We start from the raw sequence: 15,707 nt of genomic DNA, 5'->3' as shown, positions 1-15,707 counted from the left end.
TTGCGACGCTAAGCATGATGATCGTCATGTTTAGTGTCGCATCAAAACATGATGTCTATCATGTTTGATCCGTCCTGCTGAAAGCCATTCATTCGATTTTACCAATTGCAAAGGAACCATCATGAGTACAGTCAATACACCGGGCACGGCCCTCGTCACTGGCGCGTCGTCGGGCCTGGGCGCCGTGTATGCGGACCGCCTGGCCAGCCGCGGCTTCGATCTGATCCTCGTGGCGCGCCGGGTCGAACGCCTGGACGTGCTGGCCAGGTCGCTGGCGGAAAAGTATGGCGTGTCCGTGCGTGTCATGGCGGCGGACTTGTCCGCACCGGCCGACCTGCAGCGCGTGGCCGATGAGCTGGCCAGCAATCCGGCCATCACCATGCTGGTCAATAATGCGGGCGCGTCGACCCTGGCGCCCGTCGTCGATACGCCGAAAGCGGGCATCGCCACCATGGACAAGGTCAACGTGACGGCCGTGGCGGAGCTGAGCTACGCCGTGCTGCCGCGGTTCAAGCAGCGCAACAGCGGCACCATCATCAATATCGGCTCCGTGCTGTCCTTCCACATCTTGCCCGTCAGCACGATCTACAGCGCCACCAAGGGCTATGTGATGAATTTCACGCGCGGCTTGCAGCAGGAGCTGGCCGGCACGGGCATCGTGGTGCAGCTGGTGCTGCCCGCATCGACGGCGACGGAAATCTGGGAATTGAGCGGCGTGCCGCTGGCGCAGCTGGACCAGGCCACCATCATGCGCGCCGAAGACTGTGTCGATGCGGCGCTGGCGGGCCTGGACCAGGGCGAACTGGTGACCTTGCCTTCCGTCGAAGACCAGGCATTGTGGGAGAAGTTTGATGCAGCCCGCCTGGCCCTGTTCGCAGGCGCGATGCGCGGCAAGCCGGCATCGCGCTATGGCATCGCGGGCTGATACACGCGAAAGAGGAAGCTACAGCGGCCGTACGGGGATGCAGATGTCGCAAGAGAATTCGCCGGTGGCCGGATCCAGCGCCGTGGCCGCGGAAAAGCGCTCGAAGCACGGGCGCTCATCCCACTGCAGGCCGCTGGCCGGCAGCCATTCGCGCGTCATGCGCGTCCACGTTTCGGCAATGGCGCTGGATGGTCCCTTGAATTGCGCTACCGCATAGCGCCCGCCCGGCAGGGTGGTGATGCTGGCCCGGCCGCCCGACTGGAATGCATCGGGCACGGCGACGCAGGCGTCGTAGCGGCATTTGTCCGGCGGCGTGATGCTGGGATCGTCATGGCCGATGCCGTAGCACGTCGCGTCGCCCAGGCCGTGCGACTGCATCCATGGCGCGACGGTGTCGCGCCAGAAGGCGCCGATGGCGGGGCCGTAAGGGCCGATATGGCGCCGGCACGCCACGGTGGCGGGCGGCAGGTCGAGGATGGTGACTTGCATGGGACTCTCTCTATGAAGTGGATTGGAGTGCCCATGGTGCTGGAAGTTCGGCCCGTTTTCCTGACCGGGATTGCGCATGGCCTGATCCGGATTGCTATCTTGCCGGCGCAGGCGCATGGCTGCGAGCATGGCAGCGTTTTTTGCGGCGACGCCGGCGCGCCAGGCCGTCGGCGTGCAGCCGAATTTCAGCTTGAAGGCGCGCGCGAACGCTTCGCCGGAGCCGAAGCCCGTCGCCAGCGCGATGTCCAGTATCGCTTCGCCGGGGCGGCAGGCCAGCCGCAAGGCGGCCGTTTCCAGGCGCCGGCGGCGCGCATAGTCGCCCAGCGTCTCGCCCATCCAGGCGGCGAACACGCGGTGAAAGTGGAAGCGTGAAAAATGCGCGACGTCGGCCAGCTGCGCCAGCTCCAGCGGCGTGTCGAGGTGGCGGTCGATATGGTCAAGCACGGCATTCATGCGCCGCGCGTATTCGGCGCGGAAATGGCCGGATGTCGGCTGCTCAGGGGGAGTAGGAGAGGAAGACATGCCGCCGATTATGGCATGAAGTCCCCTCCGGGCGGCGTGGAAAAGAGGCTTACGCCGCGTTCAATGCCTGCTCCAGGTCTTCGCGCAAGTCGTCGATATGCTCGATGCCCACGGACAGGCGCAGCATGTCTTCGGACACGCCCGCCTTGGCCAGTTCTTCGGGATTGAGCTGGCGGTGCGTGGTGGAGGCCGGGTGGGTGGCCAGCGACTTGGCGTCGCCGATGTTGACCAGGCGCGTGAACAGTTGCAGGGCGTCGAGCACGCGGGCGCCGGCCGCGCGCGGATCTTCTCCACTGGCCAGTTTCAGGCCGAAGGACAGGATGCCCGAGGCGCGGCCGTGCATGTATTTTTTCACCAGCGCGTGGTCCGGGTGGTCTTCCAGGCCCGCGTAATTGACCCACGCGACCTTCGGATGGTTTTTCAAGTGCTTGGCCAGGGCCAGCGTGTTGTCGCAGATGCGGTCCATGCGCAGGGCCAGGGTCTCGATGCCCTGGATCAGCTGGAAGGCGGAGAGTGGCGAAATGGCCGCGCCCATGTTGCGCAGCGGGACGACGCGCGCGCGGCCGATGAAGGCGGCGGGGCCGAACGCTTCCGTGTAGACGACGCCGTGATACGACACGTCCGGTTCGTTCAGGCGCTTGAAGCGCTCCTTGTGTTCGGCCCATGGGAATTTGCCGCTGTCGACGATGGCGCCGCCCACGGTGGTGCCGTGGCCGCCCAGGTATTTGGTCAGCGAGTGGACGACGATGTCGGCGCCATGCTCGATGGGGCGGAACAGGTAGGGGCTCGGTACCGTGTTATCGACGATCAGCGGGATGCCATGCGCATGCGCGATCTCGGCCAGCTTGGCCACATCCGTGACGTTGCCCAGCGGGTTGCCGATCGATTCGCAGAAGATGGCCTTGGTGCGCGCATCGATCAGCGCGGCGAAGGTTTCGGGCTGGCGCGCGTCGGCGAAGCGCACTTCTATGCCGATTTGCGGCAGGGTGTGGGCAAACAGGTTGTAGGTGCCGCCATACAGCTGGCTGGCGGAGATGAAATTGTCGCCCGCTTCCGCGATGGTCTGGATCGCGTAGGTGATTGCCGCCATGCCCGACGCCACGGCCAATGCCGCCACGCCGCCTTCCAGCGCCGCGACCCGCTTTTCCAGCACGTCCTGCGTGGGGTTCATGATGCGCGTGTAGATATTCCCGGCGACCTTCAGGTCGAACAGGTCGGCGCCATGCTGGGCATTGTCGAAGGCGTAGGCCACCGTCTGGTAGATGGGGACGGCGGCGGCCTTGGTGGTCGGGTCGGGGGTGTAGCCGGCGTGCACGGCCAGGGTTTCGATTCTCATGTGGTCTCCGGTTCGAATGGTCTGCAATGGTGAAATCCGCAGCCATTGTGCCATGCGCCCGTTACCAAGTTATCACGCTTGATAGAATTTTAAGTCATAAGCTAGTGCTGTCTTGATATAAGTCATTCAGCTCTGCCTTGCCGATAAACCGTTCATGCGTGCCATGCTGGGCGCAGGCAAACGCGCCGCCGATGGCGCCGCGGCGCATGGCTTCGTCCAGGCCCGCGCCGCCCAGCCAGGCGTGCAGGAAGGCGGCCACGAACGAGTCGCCTGCGCCATTCGTGTCCACCACGGGCAGCTTCAAGCCAGCCGCCGGAGTGTGGCGCACGGTCTCGCTGCCCCGTTCCAGCAGGTAGGCGCCGTGCGCGCCCGCCATGGCGATCACGGCCTGCGCGCGGCCTTCCGCGACAATCGCGCGCATGACGGACTCCGTGCGCTCGCCAAGCGCCGCCGTGCTGAGGAAGACCAGGTCGGCGCGCAGCGCAAAGACCATGTGGTGCGGATTGACGCCATCCCAGTCGTGCAGATCGGTCGACACGGTGGTGCCGCACGTTTGCGCATCGTCAAACAGCGCGGCCACCCAGCCCATGATGGAAAAGTGCGCGTGGCGCGCCGGGCCCAGGTAGGGCAGATAGAAGGCGGCGGGCATGCGCACGTCTTCCGGGTGGCGGCCGTCGTACAGTGACATCCTGCGCCCTTGCGGGTCGACCAGGTTGACGCTGCGCCGCGTGCCCGACGGTTCGACGATGTGCGAGAAATCGAGCCTGGCATCCTTATAGCGCTGCAGGATGGCCGCGCCTTGCGCATCGTCGCCGATGAAGTCGATGAACTTGCAGCGCAGTCCCAGCGCGTGGCAACCGAGTGCCACGCCATTGCCCGTGTGCGCCACGTAGTCGCGGATGGGCGGCACGTGCAGCGAATCGGTGACGGGCAATTGCAGGTCGGGGACGCGCACGATGGTGTCGATGCCGGCGCCGCCGACTACTAAGATGTCATAGCTACTCATGGTGCTGCCTTTTCTAACAGGACGGTGCCGGCCGCATTCACGGCGACGGCGCCGTCTTTGACGGTGTAAGTGTGATTGGTGTAGGCGTCGCGCAGCGGGGTGCCATCGGCGAAGACGCCGTGTACCTTCAGTTCGAGTGCGCCTTGCGCTTCGGGCACGGCGATGACGGCGTCGCCATCCATCACGCGGGCAAACGCGTACGGCTTGTCGTCGATGAATCGGTGTTCGCCGCGCGCCAGGGCAGGGTGGCGCAGGCGGAACTGGCCCAGCTTGCGCGCATGCGCGAGGGTGACCGCATCCATCGAGCTCCAGTTCATGTCGGAGCGTGTGGCCTGCTGTTCGTCGCCGATGGGCGCCACGCCAGGCTGGCGCGCGCTTTCATCGCCATAGAACAGCTGCACGCCACCCGGCGCCAGCAGCAGGGCGGACAAGCCATGCCGCAATTGCTCGCGCGGGAACAGGCTCGTGTCGTGCGAGGAGATGTACGACAGGATGTCGTAGCGGGGCGCATTGCCGATGCGCTTGCCCAGCAACGTCGCGTACTGGCGGTACACGCCATCGATGCTTTTCCAGTCGCCGCCCGCGCGATTCTGGAAATCGAAATTGATCATCGAGTCGAAGCCCGCGTCATGCCAGCTGCTGCGCTCGGGGCCATGGCCCCACGCTTCGCCCGTCATCCAGAACGGTGCGTCGTCGATCTTCTGCTGCGGGTGGCGGGTTTTCCAATCCTTCAATGCATCAGTGGCGGCAGCGCGCAGGGCCAGCCAGCTGGCCGGCTCCACGTGCTTGACGGTGTCGGCCCTGAAACCGTCGACGCCGAATTCGCGCACCCAGTCGGCCAGCCAGCTGACAAGGTAAGTGCGGACAGTCGCATCGGGCAGGGCCACGGCGCGCGTATCGCTTTTACGCTGCAGGATGGGCGGCAAGCCCACGGCCTTGCTGCTTTCCGTGCGGAAGTCGGGCAGATACGCCAACTGCATGGTGAAATCGTCCTTGCCGCCGTCGGGATAGCCTGGCAAGCCGGCGCGTACCCAGTCCGGCCCCCACCATTGTGCGAAATCAAAGTTGTTGTAGTCGATGTAGCTATGATAGTCGCGCAGGGTGGCTTTTTCATGGCCCGGCCACAGCACGGGTACTTTGTATTCGGACAGGGTGCGCAAGTCCGCGTAACCGGGGTGGTTCAGCACCACGTCGAACAGCACGCGGATGCCTTGCGCGTGGGCAATATCGATCATCTCGCGCAATTCCTCGCGCGTGCCCATGTTGGCGTCCATGGTGGTGTAGTCGAGCGCCCAGTAGCCGTGGTAGGCGTAATGCTGGAATTGCTGCTTGCCGCCCACCACCCAACCGTGGATCTGCTCGTATGGCGCCGTGATCCACAGGGCGTTGACGCCCAGTTCCTTGAAGTAGCCAGCTTTGAGCTGCTGCGTGATGCCGGCGATGTCGCCGCCGTGAAAGCTGCCGACGTCGCCGCCTTGCGGGTCGGCGGCGCGGCCATAACTGTGGTCGTTGCCAGGATTGCCGTTGGCGAAACGGTCCGTCACGGCGAAATAGACGATGGGGTTGTCAGCGAAGCTGAAGCTCCCTGCCTGCGCCGAAGCGCTGAGTAACAGGGCGGCCAGCGCAGTCAGGGAGCGTCGCATGGTCAGCCTTTCACGCCGCCAGCCGTCAGGCCGGAGATCATCCATTTTTGCGCCAGCAGGAACACGGCCGTGATGGGCAAGCCGGACAAAATGGCGGCCGCGGCGAAGTCGCCCCACAGGTATTTTTGCTCGTACAGGAACAGTTTCGAGCCGACGGCCAGGGTCAGGTTGTTCTGTTCATGCAGCAGCACGGAAGCGATCGGGTATTCGATGATGGCGCCGATGAACGACAACAGGAACACCACCATCAGGATGGGCACCGTCATCGGCAGCAGCACGTAGACAAACGCTTGCCATTGCGTGGCGCCGTCGACCTTGGCCGCTTCCTCGATTTCGATGGGGATGGTTTGATAGTAGCCCTTGATGGTCCAGATATGCAGCGCGATGCCGCCTGTGTAGGCCAGCACCAGGCTGCCGTGGTGGTCGATGCCCAGCCACGGCACGTAGCTGCCCAGCACGTCGAAGATGGCGTAGATGGCTACCAGGGCCAGCACGGCGGGGAACATCTGCAGCAGCATCAGCGCGGACAGGGTCTGCGACTTGAAGCGGAACTGCATGCGCGCGAACGCATACGCGCAGGTGGTCGACAGCAGCACGGTGACGGTGGCGCTCATGCTGGCCACCTTGATGGAATTCCAAAGCCACAGCAGTACGGGGAAGTCCGGTTCGACCAGGGTGCCGTTGGGCGCCTGGTAAGACATGCCCAGCGCCAGGCGCCAGTGTTCGAAGCTGATCTCGGGCGGTATCAAACTGCCCGAGGCGAAATTGCCAGGGCGCAAAGAGATCGACAAGATCATCAGGAAGGGAAACATCACCAGCGCGATCAGCGCGATCACGGCGACGTGGGCCGCCAGGATGCGCCAGCGGTTGGAACGGTCGACAACGATAGCCATGGTCGGTCCTTTATGCTTTGTTCATGCGCGTCAGGCGCATGTTGACCAGCGAAATCGCGGCCACGAGGAAGAAGATCAGGGTCGAGATGGCGGCGGCCAGGCCAAAGTTCTGGCCGGAATCCTCGAACGCGATGCGGTAGGTGTAGGACACGAGCAAGTCCGTTGTGCCTGCCGGTAACGTCGTGTCGAGGAAATCGGGACGTCCGCCCGTCAGCAAGCTGATCAGCACGAAATTGTTGAAATTGAAACCCAGGCTGGCCACCATCAGCGGCGTCAGCGGTTTGATGATCAGGGGCAACGTTATTTTGAAGAAATTCGTCAGCGGTCCCGCGCCGGCCAGGGCCGACGCTTCGTACAGGTCCGACGGGATCGCCTTGATCAAGCCCATGCACACCACCATCATGTAGGGGTAGCCGAGCCAGGTGTTGACGATCAAAATCATGGCCTTGGCCAGCGTGGTATCCGAGAACCAGGCGGGCTTGATGCCGAACAAGGCGTCGAGCACGAGGTTGATTTCGCCGAAGTTATTGTTAAACAAACCTTTGAAGACCAGGATGGAGATAAAACCCGGTACGGCGTACGGCAGGAACAGCAGGGTGCGGTACAGGCCGCGGAAGCGCAGCGCATCCCAGTTCAGCAGTACGGCCAGCACCATGCCCAGGCCCGTCGTGGTGGCCACGCTGATCAGGGCGAAAACGATGGTCCACACGAAAATGCGCAGGAAGGGGCCGCGGAACGCTTCATCGGAGAAGATCTTCACGAAATTGGCGAAACCGACGTTGACCTTGAAGCCCGGTTCCAGCTTCGTGCCGTCCGGCATTTCATAAAAGCCCGTCTTGAAGTTCGGCTTGACCAGTTCGCCCGTGGCGATTTTCTTGAGCGTTTTGTCCGGCAACTGCTTGTAGACGTGCGCGACGGGGCCGAATTCGCGCAAGCCCACCATGCGCAGCTCGATCCTGTTCGGCAAGATCAAGGTGAGCAACTTCAGATCCTTTTGCAGGGCGATGATATCCTTGATGGGCAGCGGCGGGGCCAGCACGGGCGCCTGCACGGGGTCGAGCGGCGTCACTTCCACGTTCAGGGGCACGGCGCGCTTGAGGGCCAGCGGCTGCGTCAGCAGCACTTCGCCCGTGTCCGGGCTTTCCAGGCGCAAGCGGTATTCCTTGTTGTCGGCATGCACGGTCATGGCATAGCCGGCGCTTTCCACGCGCTGCGTCTCGTCCAGCAGGTATTGCGTGGCGCGCTCATAGGTGAGCAGGTTGCGCGAACTGAAATTGGTAAAGCCGATCGACACCGTGTACACCATCGGCAGCAGCACGAAGACGATGACCGCCGTAATGCCGGGAAACAGATAGCGGTAGGCATAGGCGCGCGGCGACGTGAAGACAAACGTCGTCAGGGTCAGCAAGCCGAGGAAAACGGCGGCCAGCATGGTCTGGCCGGAAATGTACAACATGAAGAGCAGATACAGACCCAGCGCCATGCTGATGGTCAATACCGTAGGGCCGATAAACTTGCGCACGATGGGATACCTGTGAAGATGGAGTGATACGAGATGGCGCAGGTCGGATCAGGCCCGAAGGCCCGTGATCCGGCCTGCGCCAGGCAGTACGATATGCTTAATTCGCCGTCGTAATCCGCTTCGCCGCCGCATCCAGGCCATCCTTGGTCGTCTGGCGGCCTTGCGTGATGTTTTCCAGCGCCGATTGCATCGACGACCAGAAGCGGCCCATTTCCGGGTTGTTCGGCATCGGGCGGCCCGCTTGCGCGCTTTCCATCGTCGCCTGGATGTTCGGATTGGCTTTCAATTCCGCGAACAGCACCTTGTTGGCTGGCGTGCCCAGCGGGACGTCGGCGTTGATGGTTTTCAGGCCATTGATCTGCAGCATCTGGTTTTCCAGGAATTCCGTGGCCAGGTCCTTGTTCGGGCTGGCTTTCGAAATCATCGCGCCCAGCACGCCCACGAATGGGGTGGCCGTCTTGCCGGCGACGGTAGGGATCGTTGCCACGCCGAAATTGATCTTCGACTTGCGCGCATTGTCCCACGACCATGGGCCGTTGATCATCATGGCGATCTTGCCCTGGTTGAAACCGGCTTCCATCTCGGCATAGCCCGCGCCCTTCGGCATGGCGCCGCTGTTGATCAGGGTCATCAGCGCATTCACGCCAGCTTGCGAACCGGCATTGTTCACGCCCGTTTTTGCCGCATCGTAGCGGCCGTCGGACTTGACTTCAAACGGGAAGCCGCCGCCCGCACCCAGCAAAGGCCACGTGAAATAGGTATTCGTGTAATCCCACAGGATGGCTTTCTTGCCTTGCGCGGACAATTTCTTGTCCAGCGCGGCGATTTCTTCGAAGGTTTTCGGTGGGGTCGGCACCAGGTCCTTGTTGTAGACGAGGGCGACGGCTTCGATGGAGATCGGGTAGCCCCAGGTCTTGCCGCCTACGGTGAAGGCATTCCAGGCCAGCGGCAGGATGGCGGCGCGCGCTTCCTTGCTTGGCGTCACTGGTTGCAGCAAACCGGCGTCGATCCAGCCGCCGATGCGGTCATGCGGCCAGATCCAGATGTCCGGGCCCTTGCCGGCGGCCGCCGCTTGCTGGAATTTGTTTGGCGCATCTTCCGGGTGCTCGACGACGACCTTGATGCCCGTCTTCTTGGTGAATTCCTCGCCGACCTTGGCCAGGCCCTTGTAGCCCTTGTCGCCGTTGATCCAGATCAAGAGGGTGCCTGCTTCGGCCGCGTTCGCCATGCTGACGGCGGCCAGGTTGCCGATGCCGGCCAGGGCGGCGGCGATCAGGGTGGTTTTGATGAAGCTGCGTTTCGGGTGCGTGAAGGACATGTCAATCTCCAGTATCTTTTTTTATGCTAAGTTTATGTTGAATATCAAGGCTGAAACGATGCAACCAGGCCAGGCGGCGCCTGTAGCGCCTGGCCCTTAAATCCGGAATCAGGTACGCGTCTGTCCATGCTCGTCGAACACATGGACGCGGGCGGGCGCCACCTGCAGCGCCACGGATTGGCCAATGGCCCAGTCCGTTTCCGCATCGGCGCGCACCACCAGCGGCTCGTCGCCGCCCGGTACCTGCACATACAGATAGCTGATGTCGCCCAGTTTTTCCACCGCTTGCACGGTGGCCGTGAGGGCGGCAGTGGCGCCGGGTGCGCACGCCTGCACGTGTTCGGGACGCGCGCCGACGGTGACGGGGGTGCCGCTGGCCAATGGCTGCGTCAACACGGCTTGCAGCATGCCGCCCGCGTTGGTGGCGATGGTGGCCACGCCGTCCGCGTAGCTGTGGATCTTGCCTTTGAGGAAATTCATGCGGGGCGAACCGAGGAAGCCGGCCACGAACAGGTTGGCGGGGTGGTGGTACAGCTCCAGCGGGGCGCCCACTTGCTCGATGCGGCCCGCGTTGAGCACGACGATGCGGTCGGCCAGGGTCATCGCTTCGACCTGGTCATGCGTGACGTAAATCATGGTCGAGCGCAATTCGCGGTGCAGATTAGCCAATTCGATGCGCATCTGCACGCGCAGCGAGGCGTCCAGGTTGGACAGCGGTTCGTCGAACAGGAAGACGTCGGGCTTGCGCACGATGGCGCGGCCGATGGCCACGCGCTGGCGCTGGCCGCCCGACAAGTCTTTTGGTTTGCGTTCCAGCAAAGGTTCGATGCGCAGGATTTGCGCGGCGCGCTGCACGGCGTCGGCGATCTGCACCTTGTTCATGCCGGCCAGTTTCAGGCCGAAGGCCATGTTTTGCGCCACGCTCATGTGCGGGTACAGGGCGTAGCTCTGGAATACCATGGCGATGCCGCGCTTGGCGGGCGGCACGTCGTTCATGCGGGTCTTGCCAATATACAAGTCGCCGCCGCTGATTTCTTCCAGGCCGCAGATGCTGCGCAGCAAGGTGGATTTGCCGCAACCCGACGGGCCCACGAAGACCATGAATTCGCCGTCGGCGATCTCCAGGTCGATGCCGTGCAGGGTTTGCACGTCGCCATATGCCTTTTTCAGGCCTGTTAACTTCAGTCCAGCCATGTCTGTCGTCCTCAATCTCACTGAATGTGCCTGGCCAAATCTACTGCGCGTCGAACTTGCGGCTGGCGATGCTCACTGTGCATTCGCACAGCTGCGCTTCTCAGCCACAACTTTCATCCGCTCGCTACGATTTTGCCAAGCACTGATACTCTGTTGTTCGGCCCCGCTGATGCGCGGGGCTCGTTATTGTAATTGGCGGCATGGCCGCCAAAGGCTGCGATTTACGCCAGGGTGCCGAACCAGCCGCCATGCGCAGGCAAGCTGATCTGTTGGCCATCCTTGCTGCCTGGCAATCCATGACCGGCCAGGTCGGCCGCTGGCGCCGCGTCTGGCCAGGCAAACGTGACGGCTTGCGTGCCCAGGTTGAAGGCGGCCAGCACGGGCGCTTGGCCTGGCAAGTCGCGGCGCAGGGCCAGCACGGGTTCCGGCGCATCGAAGAAGACTATGTCGCCGCGCAACAATTGCGGCAGGGTGCGGCGCCAGGCGAGGATGTTTTGCGCAAACTGCAATGGTGAAGCGGCATCGTTTTCTTCGACATCAACGGCGCGCGCCAGGTGTTCAGGCGGCACGGGCAACCAAGGTTTTGCCGTGCTGAAACCGCCGTGCGGCGCCTCGGCCACCCATGGCATCGGCGTGCGGCAGCCGTCGCGGCCCTTGAACTGGGGCCAGAACGGGATGCCGTACGGGTCTTGCAGCGCTTCGAAAGGAATGTCCGCTTCCGTCAGGGCCAGCTCGTCGCCCTGGTACAGGCACGGCGTGCCTTTCAGCGCCGCCTGCACGGCCAGCACCACCTTGGCCAGCGATGGCGACGGATTATCTCCGCCCCAGCGCGTCATGACGCGCACGCTGTCGTGGTTGCCCACGGACCAGGACGCCCAGCCGTCGGCCACTTGCGCTTCGAACTCTTCCACTTGCGTGCGGATGTGCGCGGCCGAAAACTCCGCCGTCAGCAAGTTGAAACTGTAGGCCATGTGCAGCTTGTCGGCGCCCGTGTAGGCAGCCATGGTGGCCAGCGCATTGTCGTCGCCCACTTCGCCGATGGAAATGGCTTGATATTCGTCAAGTACGGCGCGCACGCGCTGCAAATAAGCGATGTTTTCCGGCTGCGTCTTGTCGTACACGTGCGCCTGCATGCCGTACGGGTTGATGGCCGACACGCTGCTCGCGTCGCGCTGCGCGGCGGGCGGATTGTCGCGCAGCAATTGGTCGTGATACGGGAAGTTGCAGGAATCGAAGCGGAAGCCATCGACGCCGCGCTCGAGCCAGAAACGCAGGTTGTCCAGCTGCGCCTGCTGCACGGCCGGATTGTGGAAATTCAGGTCGGGCTGGCTGGCGAGGAAATCGTGCAGGTAATACTGGCCGCGGCGCGGCTCCCATTGCCAGGCGGAACCGCCGAACACGGACAGCCAGTTGTTCGGCGCCGTGCCATCCGGTTTCTGGTCGGCCCACACATACCAGTCGGCCTTGGCATTGTCGCGGCTGGAGCGGCTTTCCACGAACCACGGGTGGTTGTCGGACGAGTGCGACAGCACCTGGTCGATCATCACTTTCAAGCCCAGTTCATGGGCGCGCGCCACCAGGCGGTCGAAATCGGCCAGGGTGCCAAACATGGGGTCGACGTCGCAGAAATCGGCCACATCGTAGCCGAAGTCCTTCATCGGCGACGTGAAGAAGGGGGAAATCCATACGATGTCGGCGCCCAGGGCGGCGATGTAATCGAGTTTGGAGGTGATGCCAGGCAAGTCGCCGATGCCGTCGCCATTGCTGTCGAGGAAGCTGCGTGGATAAACCTGGTAGATGACGGCGCTGCGCCACCAGTCGGCGGGCAGATGGGCGAGATTGTTCTGGATGGTCGGCATGAATGATTTCTTAAAAGTTGCCTGTAGCCTTGGCTATCAGGGCGGCGCTGCTGGTTGGTAGGCGAACGTCTTATTTTAAAATTCAAAGCGCTTTGGGTATGAAATGAGTATAGTTCAAAGCGCTTTGAAAAGTAAAGCGATACACGCGCCAGACATACGATTTTTTTATGAGGGTGATTCAGGAAGGCGAGACAGTGGCGCCGGCCAGGCGGCCGGCGGCATGGGGAGGCGGAATACGCCTAGTTTGGTACAGGCCCGGCGGACTCGCCCGGCAACAGTTCGCACGGCCACAGTTCCTGCAGGTCGGTGACGGGCGTGCCATCCATCAGGGCCAGCAGCATGTGGATCATCTTCGCGCCGGCGCCGCGCGGGTCGGGCTGGACGACGGTGGTGACGTTGTGGCCGGCCAGGGAATCTTCCATCACGCCCCAGACGATCAGCGACATGTCGCGGCCGATGGCGATGCCCGCGTCGAGCAGGGCGCGCACGGCGCCCACGCCCGACATATGGTTGTCGACGATGACGGCAGTAGGGCGGGGCGAGCGGGCCAGCAGGCGCTGCATGGCCTGGTAGCCGGCGCGGCGGTCGTGCGCGTTGTCGACCAGGTTGTCGGGGTCGACGGCGAGGCCGCCCGCCTGCATGGCGTGCTGGAAACTCTCGACGCGCTGGCGCACGAAGTTCAGGTCCGGCGTGGCGCTGATCAGGCCGATGCGCTGGTGGCCCAGCTGCGCCAGGCGCTCGACGGCCAGGCGCATGCCGGCCTCGTTGTCGTAGTCGAACCACGCGTGCGGCTGGTTCAGCTGGGTGCGGCCATGCGCGACAAACGGCATGCCCTGCTGCGCCAGGTAGGCGATGCGCTCGTCGAACGGCTTCGTGCGGCCGACAACGAGGCCATCGATGCGGCGGCCCTTGACCATGCGTTCATAGGTGTGGAATTCGTTGGTGGCCGAGGCGGGCGCGATCATCATGTCCATCTGTTGGGCTTCCAGCGCTTCCGACATGCCGCCCACGATGTCGATGAACATGGGATCGGCCAGGTCGTTCGGCATCAGCGGGTAGATGATGCCGACGATATTCGTGCGTCCCACGGCCAGGCTGCGCGCCATGGGATTGGGGCGGTAGCCGGCCGCCTGCGCGGCGGCCAGCACCCGCTCGCGCGTGCGTTCGCTCACTTCCGGATAGCCATTCAAGGCGCGGCTGACGGTGGTTTCGGATATTCCTAGCGTTTTGGCGAGATTTTTGAGGTTCATGGATGCTGCGGTTGGGGTCTATCCAGGGTGGGTCGGGAGCGGTGCCGTGCGATGACGGGTAGTTTATCTGATAAATGCCGGATTGATCAGGGTCATGACAAGCGGCGGCGGCGCCCAAAAAAATACGCGGGCAAACCCAGGGGCGCCCGCGCTAAAAGAGGATACTGCTGAATCACTACATTGAAGCTGCCGGCCATCGCGTGCAGCGGCGAAATGGTGGGTCCGGGTACTGCTTGCCCCTGGATAAGCGGGCGGTGTTGCTGCCACCGGCAAGCGTCCGGGGACGCTTGCCAACGTTCTAGCGGCCTGCGATTACCACCAGGATTCCACTTGGAAACCGACGGAGCTGCCGCTGGTCTTGCCACCGAACACGCCGGTCGACGACAGCGCCGATTCCACGGCGGCGGCCGACTGGGCTGCCTTGTTCCATTTGGCGTAGGTGTAGAAAGCGCGCAGCACGGGGCGCGACCAGAAGCTGTTGCCGGCCGACAGTTGCGGCGCGAAGGTCAGCTTGGTCAGGTTGCGGCTTTCGCCGCCTTCCGGCTTGACGATGTCGTGGCCCAGTTCCACGGCCAGGCTGTAGTTGTCCGTGAAGTGGTAGACGGGACGCGCGCCGATCGACGTCCACTTGCTGCTCACGCCTGCCGATTCCTTGTCTTCGTAGACGAAGGTGCCCATGCCCGACCAGGCGCCTTTGGGCTGGATCATGATCTGTTCCGTCAGGCGCACGACCTTGTCATCCTTGTTGGCGCCCAGGCTGAAGCCGCCCGTGTTGGCGGCGCTGCCCTTGCCGTACTGCAATGCCACCTTGTTGAAGCCGCCCAACAGATTGCCTTGCGTATGCATGATGGTCAGCAAGTGGCCGCTGGCGATGGGGGCCGCGCCTTGCGCATTGCGTTTCTGGTTGAATTGCAGACCCAGGGTCAGTTCGCCATCCGGGTTGACCTTGATGCCGGAGAAACGCAAGTCGTGGGACAGGCCCATGCGCTTGCTGTCGCCGTCATCGGCCGTGCGCACGACGGCGTAGGCCAGCTTGGCGGCGCCCAGGTCGATGTTTTCCAGGCCGGCGCCAGGGCCGCTGTTATTCCAGAAGTAGTAATCGGTGATGTGCACGTCCTGGCGGTCGTAGTAGCGCTTGCCGACCCAGGCGCGCGCTTCGGCGAAGGCGCCCGTGCCGATCTTGTCGGCGACGACGTTCATTTCGCGCCACGACGGGTCCGATTGCTCCCAGTCCTGGTTCTGGTTGACGGAGAACGCCACCAGGGTATTGATGCGGAAGGTGGTGCCGTTGGCTGCCTTGAAGGCTTCGCCGCCGAATTTCAGCTCGCCGTAGGTTTCGCACTCATTGCCCAGACGATACTTGGACGAGGCGCCGGCCAGGCCGAAACACGCTTCCTTGCCGCCTTCGCTGCTGGTGCCGAAGCCCGAGCGGATGTAGCCGCCGAAATCGATCGGCAGGGCGGCCTGGGCGGCCGAAGCGCTCAAGGCCAACGCCACGGCGGCAGGCAAAGTTTTCAAGAAATGTTTGTTCATTGCGTCTCCAGTGTTTTTATAGGTGTGGGATCGGTGCGCATAACTTCGCACAACCAAAGCGCTTTAGTTATGTTTCAAAGCGCTTTGAGTATAGTTCAAAGCGCTTTGATGAGTAAACTAGTTTTATCTTTGAAAACTTTTGAGGTGTTGCGGAGAAGCATCAAAGGCGGGCGGCGGCGCGTGGACGCCGCCGGGTATGGCGGGGCAAGGGATGGCT

General features: G+C 63.1%; 12 protein-coding genes. 1 reads left to right on the top strand and 11 read right to left on the bottom strand.

What is annotated here, in order from left to right:
- The first annotated feature begins 121 nt into the window (after positions 1-121).
- Entirely contained in the window at positions 122-925 is an 804-nt protein-coding gene (locus O3298_RS17250; protein WP_305060084.1) for an SDR family oxidoreductase, read from the top strand.
- An 18-nt stretch (positions 926-943) separates the two neighbouring features.
- Here O3298_RS17250 and O3298_RS17245 read toward each other — a convergent pair whose 3' ends face one another.
- The 11 genes from O3298_RS17245 to O3298_RS17195 form a co-directional block, all read right to left on the bottom strand.
- Entirely contained in the window at positions 944-1,936 is a 993-nt protein-coding gene (locus tag O3298_RS17245; RefSeq protein WP_305060083.1) for a GyrI-like domain-containing protein, read from the bottom strand.
- A 49-nt stretch (positions 1,937-1,985) separates the two neighbouring features.
- On the bottom strand, positions 1,986-3,272 hold the full coding sequence (locus O3298_RS17240) for an O-acetylhomoserine aminocarboxypropyltransferase/cysteine synthase family protein (RefSeq protein ID WP_289911673.1): 1,287 nt from the start codon (positions 3,270-3,272) through the stop codon (positions 1,986-1,988).
- 94 nt (positions 3,273-3,366) lie between these two features.
- Positions 3,367-4,278: a carbohydrate kinase family protein gene (locus O3298_RS17235; protein ID WP_289911670.1), complete on the bottom strand. Its 912-nt coding sequence runs from the start codon at positions 4,276-4,278 to the stop codon at positions 3,367-3,369.
- Complete coding sequence (locus O3298_RS17230) at positions 4,275-5,921, bottom strand: alpha-amylase family glycosyl hydrolase (RefSeq protein ID WP_305060082.1); 1,647 nt, start codon at positions 5,919-5,921, stop codon at positions 4,275-4,277. Before O3298_RS17230 ends, O3298_RS17235 begins: the two co-directional genes overlap by 4 nt.
- A 2-nt stretch (positions 5,922-5,923) precedes the next feature.
- Positions 5,924-6,814 (bottom strand): maltose ABC transporter permease MalG, encoded by an 891-nt coding sequence (malG, locus tag O3298_RS17225; protein ID WP_077402472.1) that lies wholly within the window; start codon positions 6,812-6,814, stop codon positions 5,924-5,926.
- A gap of 10 nt (positions 6,815-6,824) precedes the next feature.
- Positions 6,825-8,336, bottom strand: coding sequence for a maltose ABC transporter permease MalF (malF, locus tag O3298_RS17220; protein ID WP_289899035.1), 1,512 nt, complete (start codon positions 8,334-8,336; stop codon positions 6,825-6,827).
- Positions 8,337-8,433: 97 nt separating this feature from the next.
- Entirely contained in the window at positions 8,434-9,654 is a 1,221-nt protein-coding gene (gene malE / locus O3298_RS17215; protein WP_305060081.1) for a maltose/maltodextrin ABC transporter substrate-binding protein MalE, read from the bottom strand.
- Positions 9,655-9,762: 108 nt separating this feature from the next.
- Positions 9,763-10,848, bottom strand: coding sequence for an ABC transporter ATP-binding protein (locus O3298_RS17210; protein ID WP_251351135.1), 1,086 nt, complete (start codon positions 10,846-10,848; stop codon positions 9,763-9,765).
- Positions 10,849-11,069: 221 nt separating this feature from the next.
- A complete protein-coding gene (locus tag O3298_RS17205) occupies positions 11,070-12,707 on the bottom strand; it encodes an alpha-amylase family glycosyl hydrolase (protein ID WP_289911666.1) in 1,638 nt (545 codons plus the stop codon).
- 239 nt (positions 12,708-12,946) lie between these two features.
- Positions 12,947-13,957, bottom strand: coding sequence for a substrate-binding domain-containing protein (locus O3298_RS17200; protein WP_289911665.1), 1,011 nt, complete (start codon positions 13,955-13,957; stop codon positions 12,947-12,949).
- A 312-nt stretch (positions 13,958-14,269) separates the two neighbouring features.
- A complete protein-coding gene (locus tag O3298_RS17195) occupies positions 14,270-15,490 on the bottom strand; it encodes a carbohydrate porin (RefSeq protein ID WP_305060080.1) in 1,221 nt (406 codons plus the stop codon).
- Positions 15,491-15,707: the final 217 nt, after the last annotated feature.

The organism is Janthinobacterium sp. SUN137, from assembly GCF_030587265.1.
GTDB classification, from domain to species: Bacteria; Pseudomonadota; Gammaproteobacteria; order Burkholderiales; family Burkholderiaceae_D; genus Janthinobacterium; species Janthinobacterium kumbetense.
Note: the sequence above shows the minus strand (reverse complement) of the source record. Positions and strands in the feature narration are given on the sequence as shown.

Bases quoted from the DNA above. Each gene is read 5' to 3' on its own strand.
- O3298_RS17250 (WP_305060084.1), top strand. From the start codon at position 122: ATGAGTACAGTCAATACACCGGGCACGGCCCTCGTCACTGGCGCGTCG.
- O3298_RS17200 (WP_289911665.1), bottom strand. From the start codon at position 13,957: ATGAACCTCAAAAATCTCGCCAAAACGCTAGGAATATCCGAAACCACC.
- malE (WP_305060081.1), bottom strand. From the start codon at position 9,654: ATGTCCTTCACGCACCCGAAACGCAGCTTCATCAAAACCACCCTGATC.
- malG (WP_077402472.1), bottom strand. From the start codon at position 6,814: ATGGCTATCGTTGTCGACCGTTCCAACCGCTGGCGCATCCTGGCGGCC.
- O3298_RS17230 (WP_305060082.1), bottom strand. From the start codon at position 5,921: ATGCGACGCTCCCTGACTGCGCTGGCCGCCCTGTTACTCAGCGCTTCG.
- O3298_RS17240 (WP_289911673.1), bottom strand. From the start codon at position 3,272: ATGAGAATCGAAACCCTGGCCGTGCACGCCGGCTACACCCCCGACCCG.
- O3298_RS17210 (WP_251351135.1), bottom strand. From the start codon at position 10,848: ATGGCTGGACTGAAGTTAACAGGCCTGAAAAAGGCATATGGCGACGTG.
- O3298_RS17195 (WP_305060080.1), bottom strand. From the start codon at position 15,490: ATGAACAAACATTTCTTGAAAACTTTGCCTGCCGCCGTGGCGTTGGCC.
- O3298_RS17235 (WP_289911670.1), bottom strand. From the start codon at position 4,278: ATGAGTAGCTATGACATCTTAGTAGTCGGCGGCGCCGGCATCGACACC.
- O3298_RS17245 (WP_305060083.1), bottom strand. From the start codon at position 1,936: ATGTCTTCCTCTCCTACTCCCCCTGAGCAGCCGACATCCGGCCATTTC.
- O3298_RS17205 (WP_289911666.1), bottom strand. From the start codon at position 12,707: ATGCCGACCATCCAGAACAATCTCGCCCATCTGCCCGCCGACTGGTGG.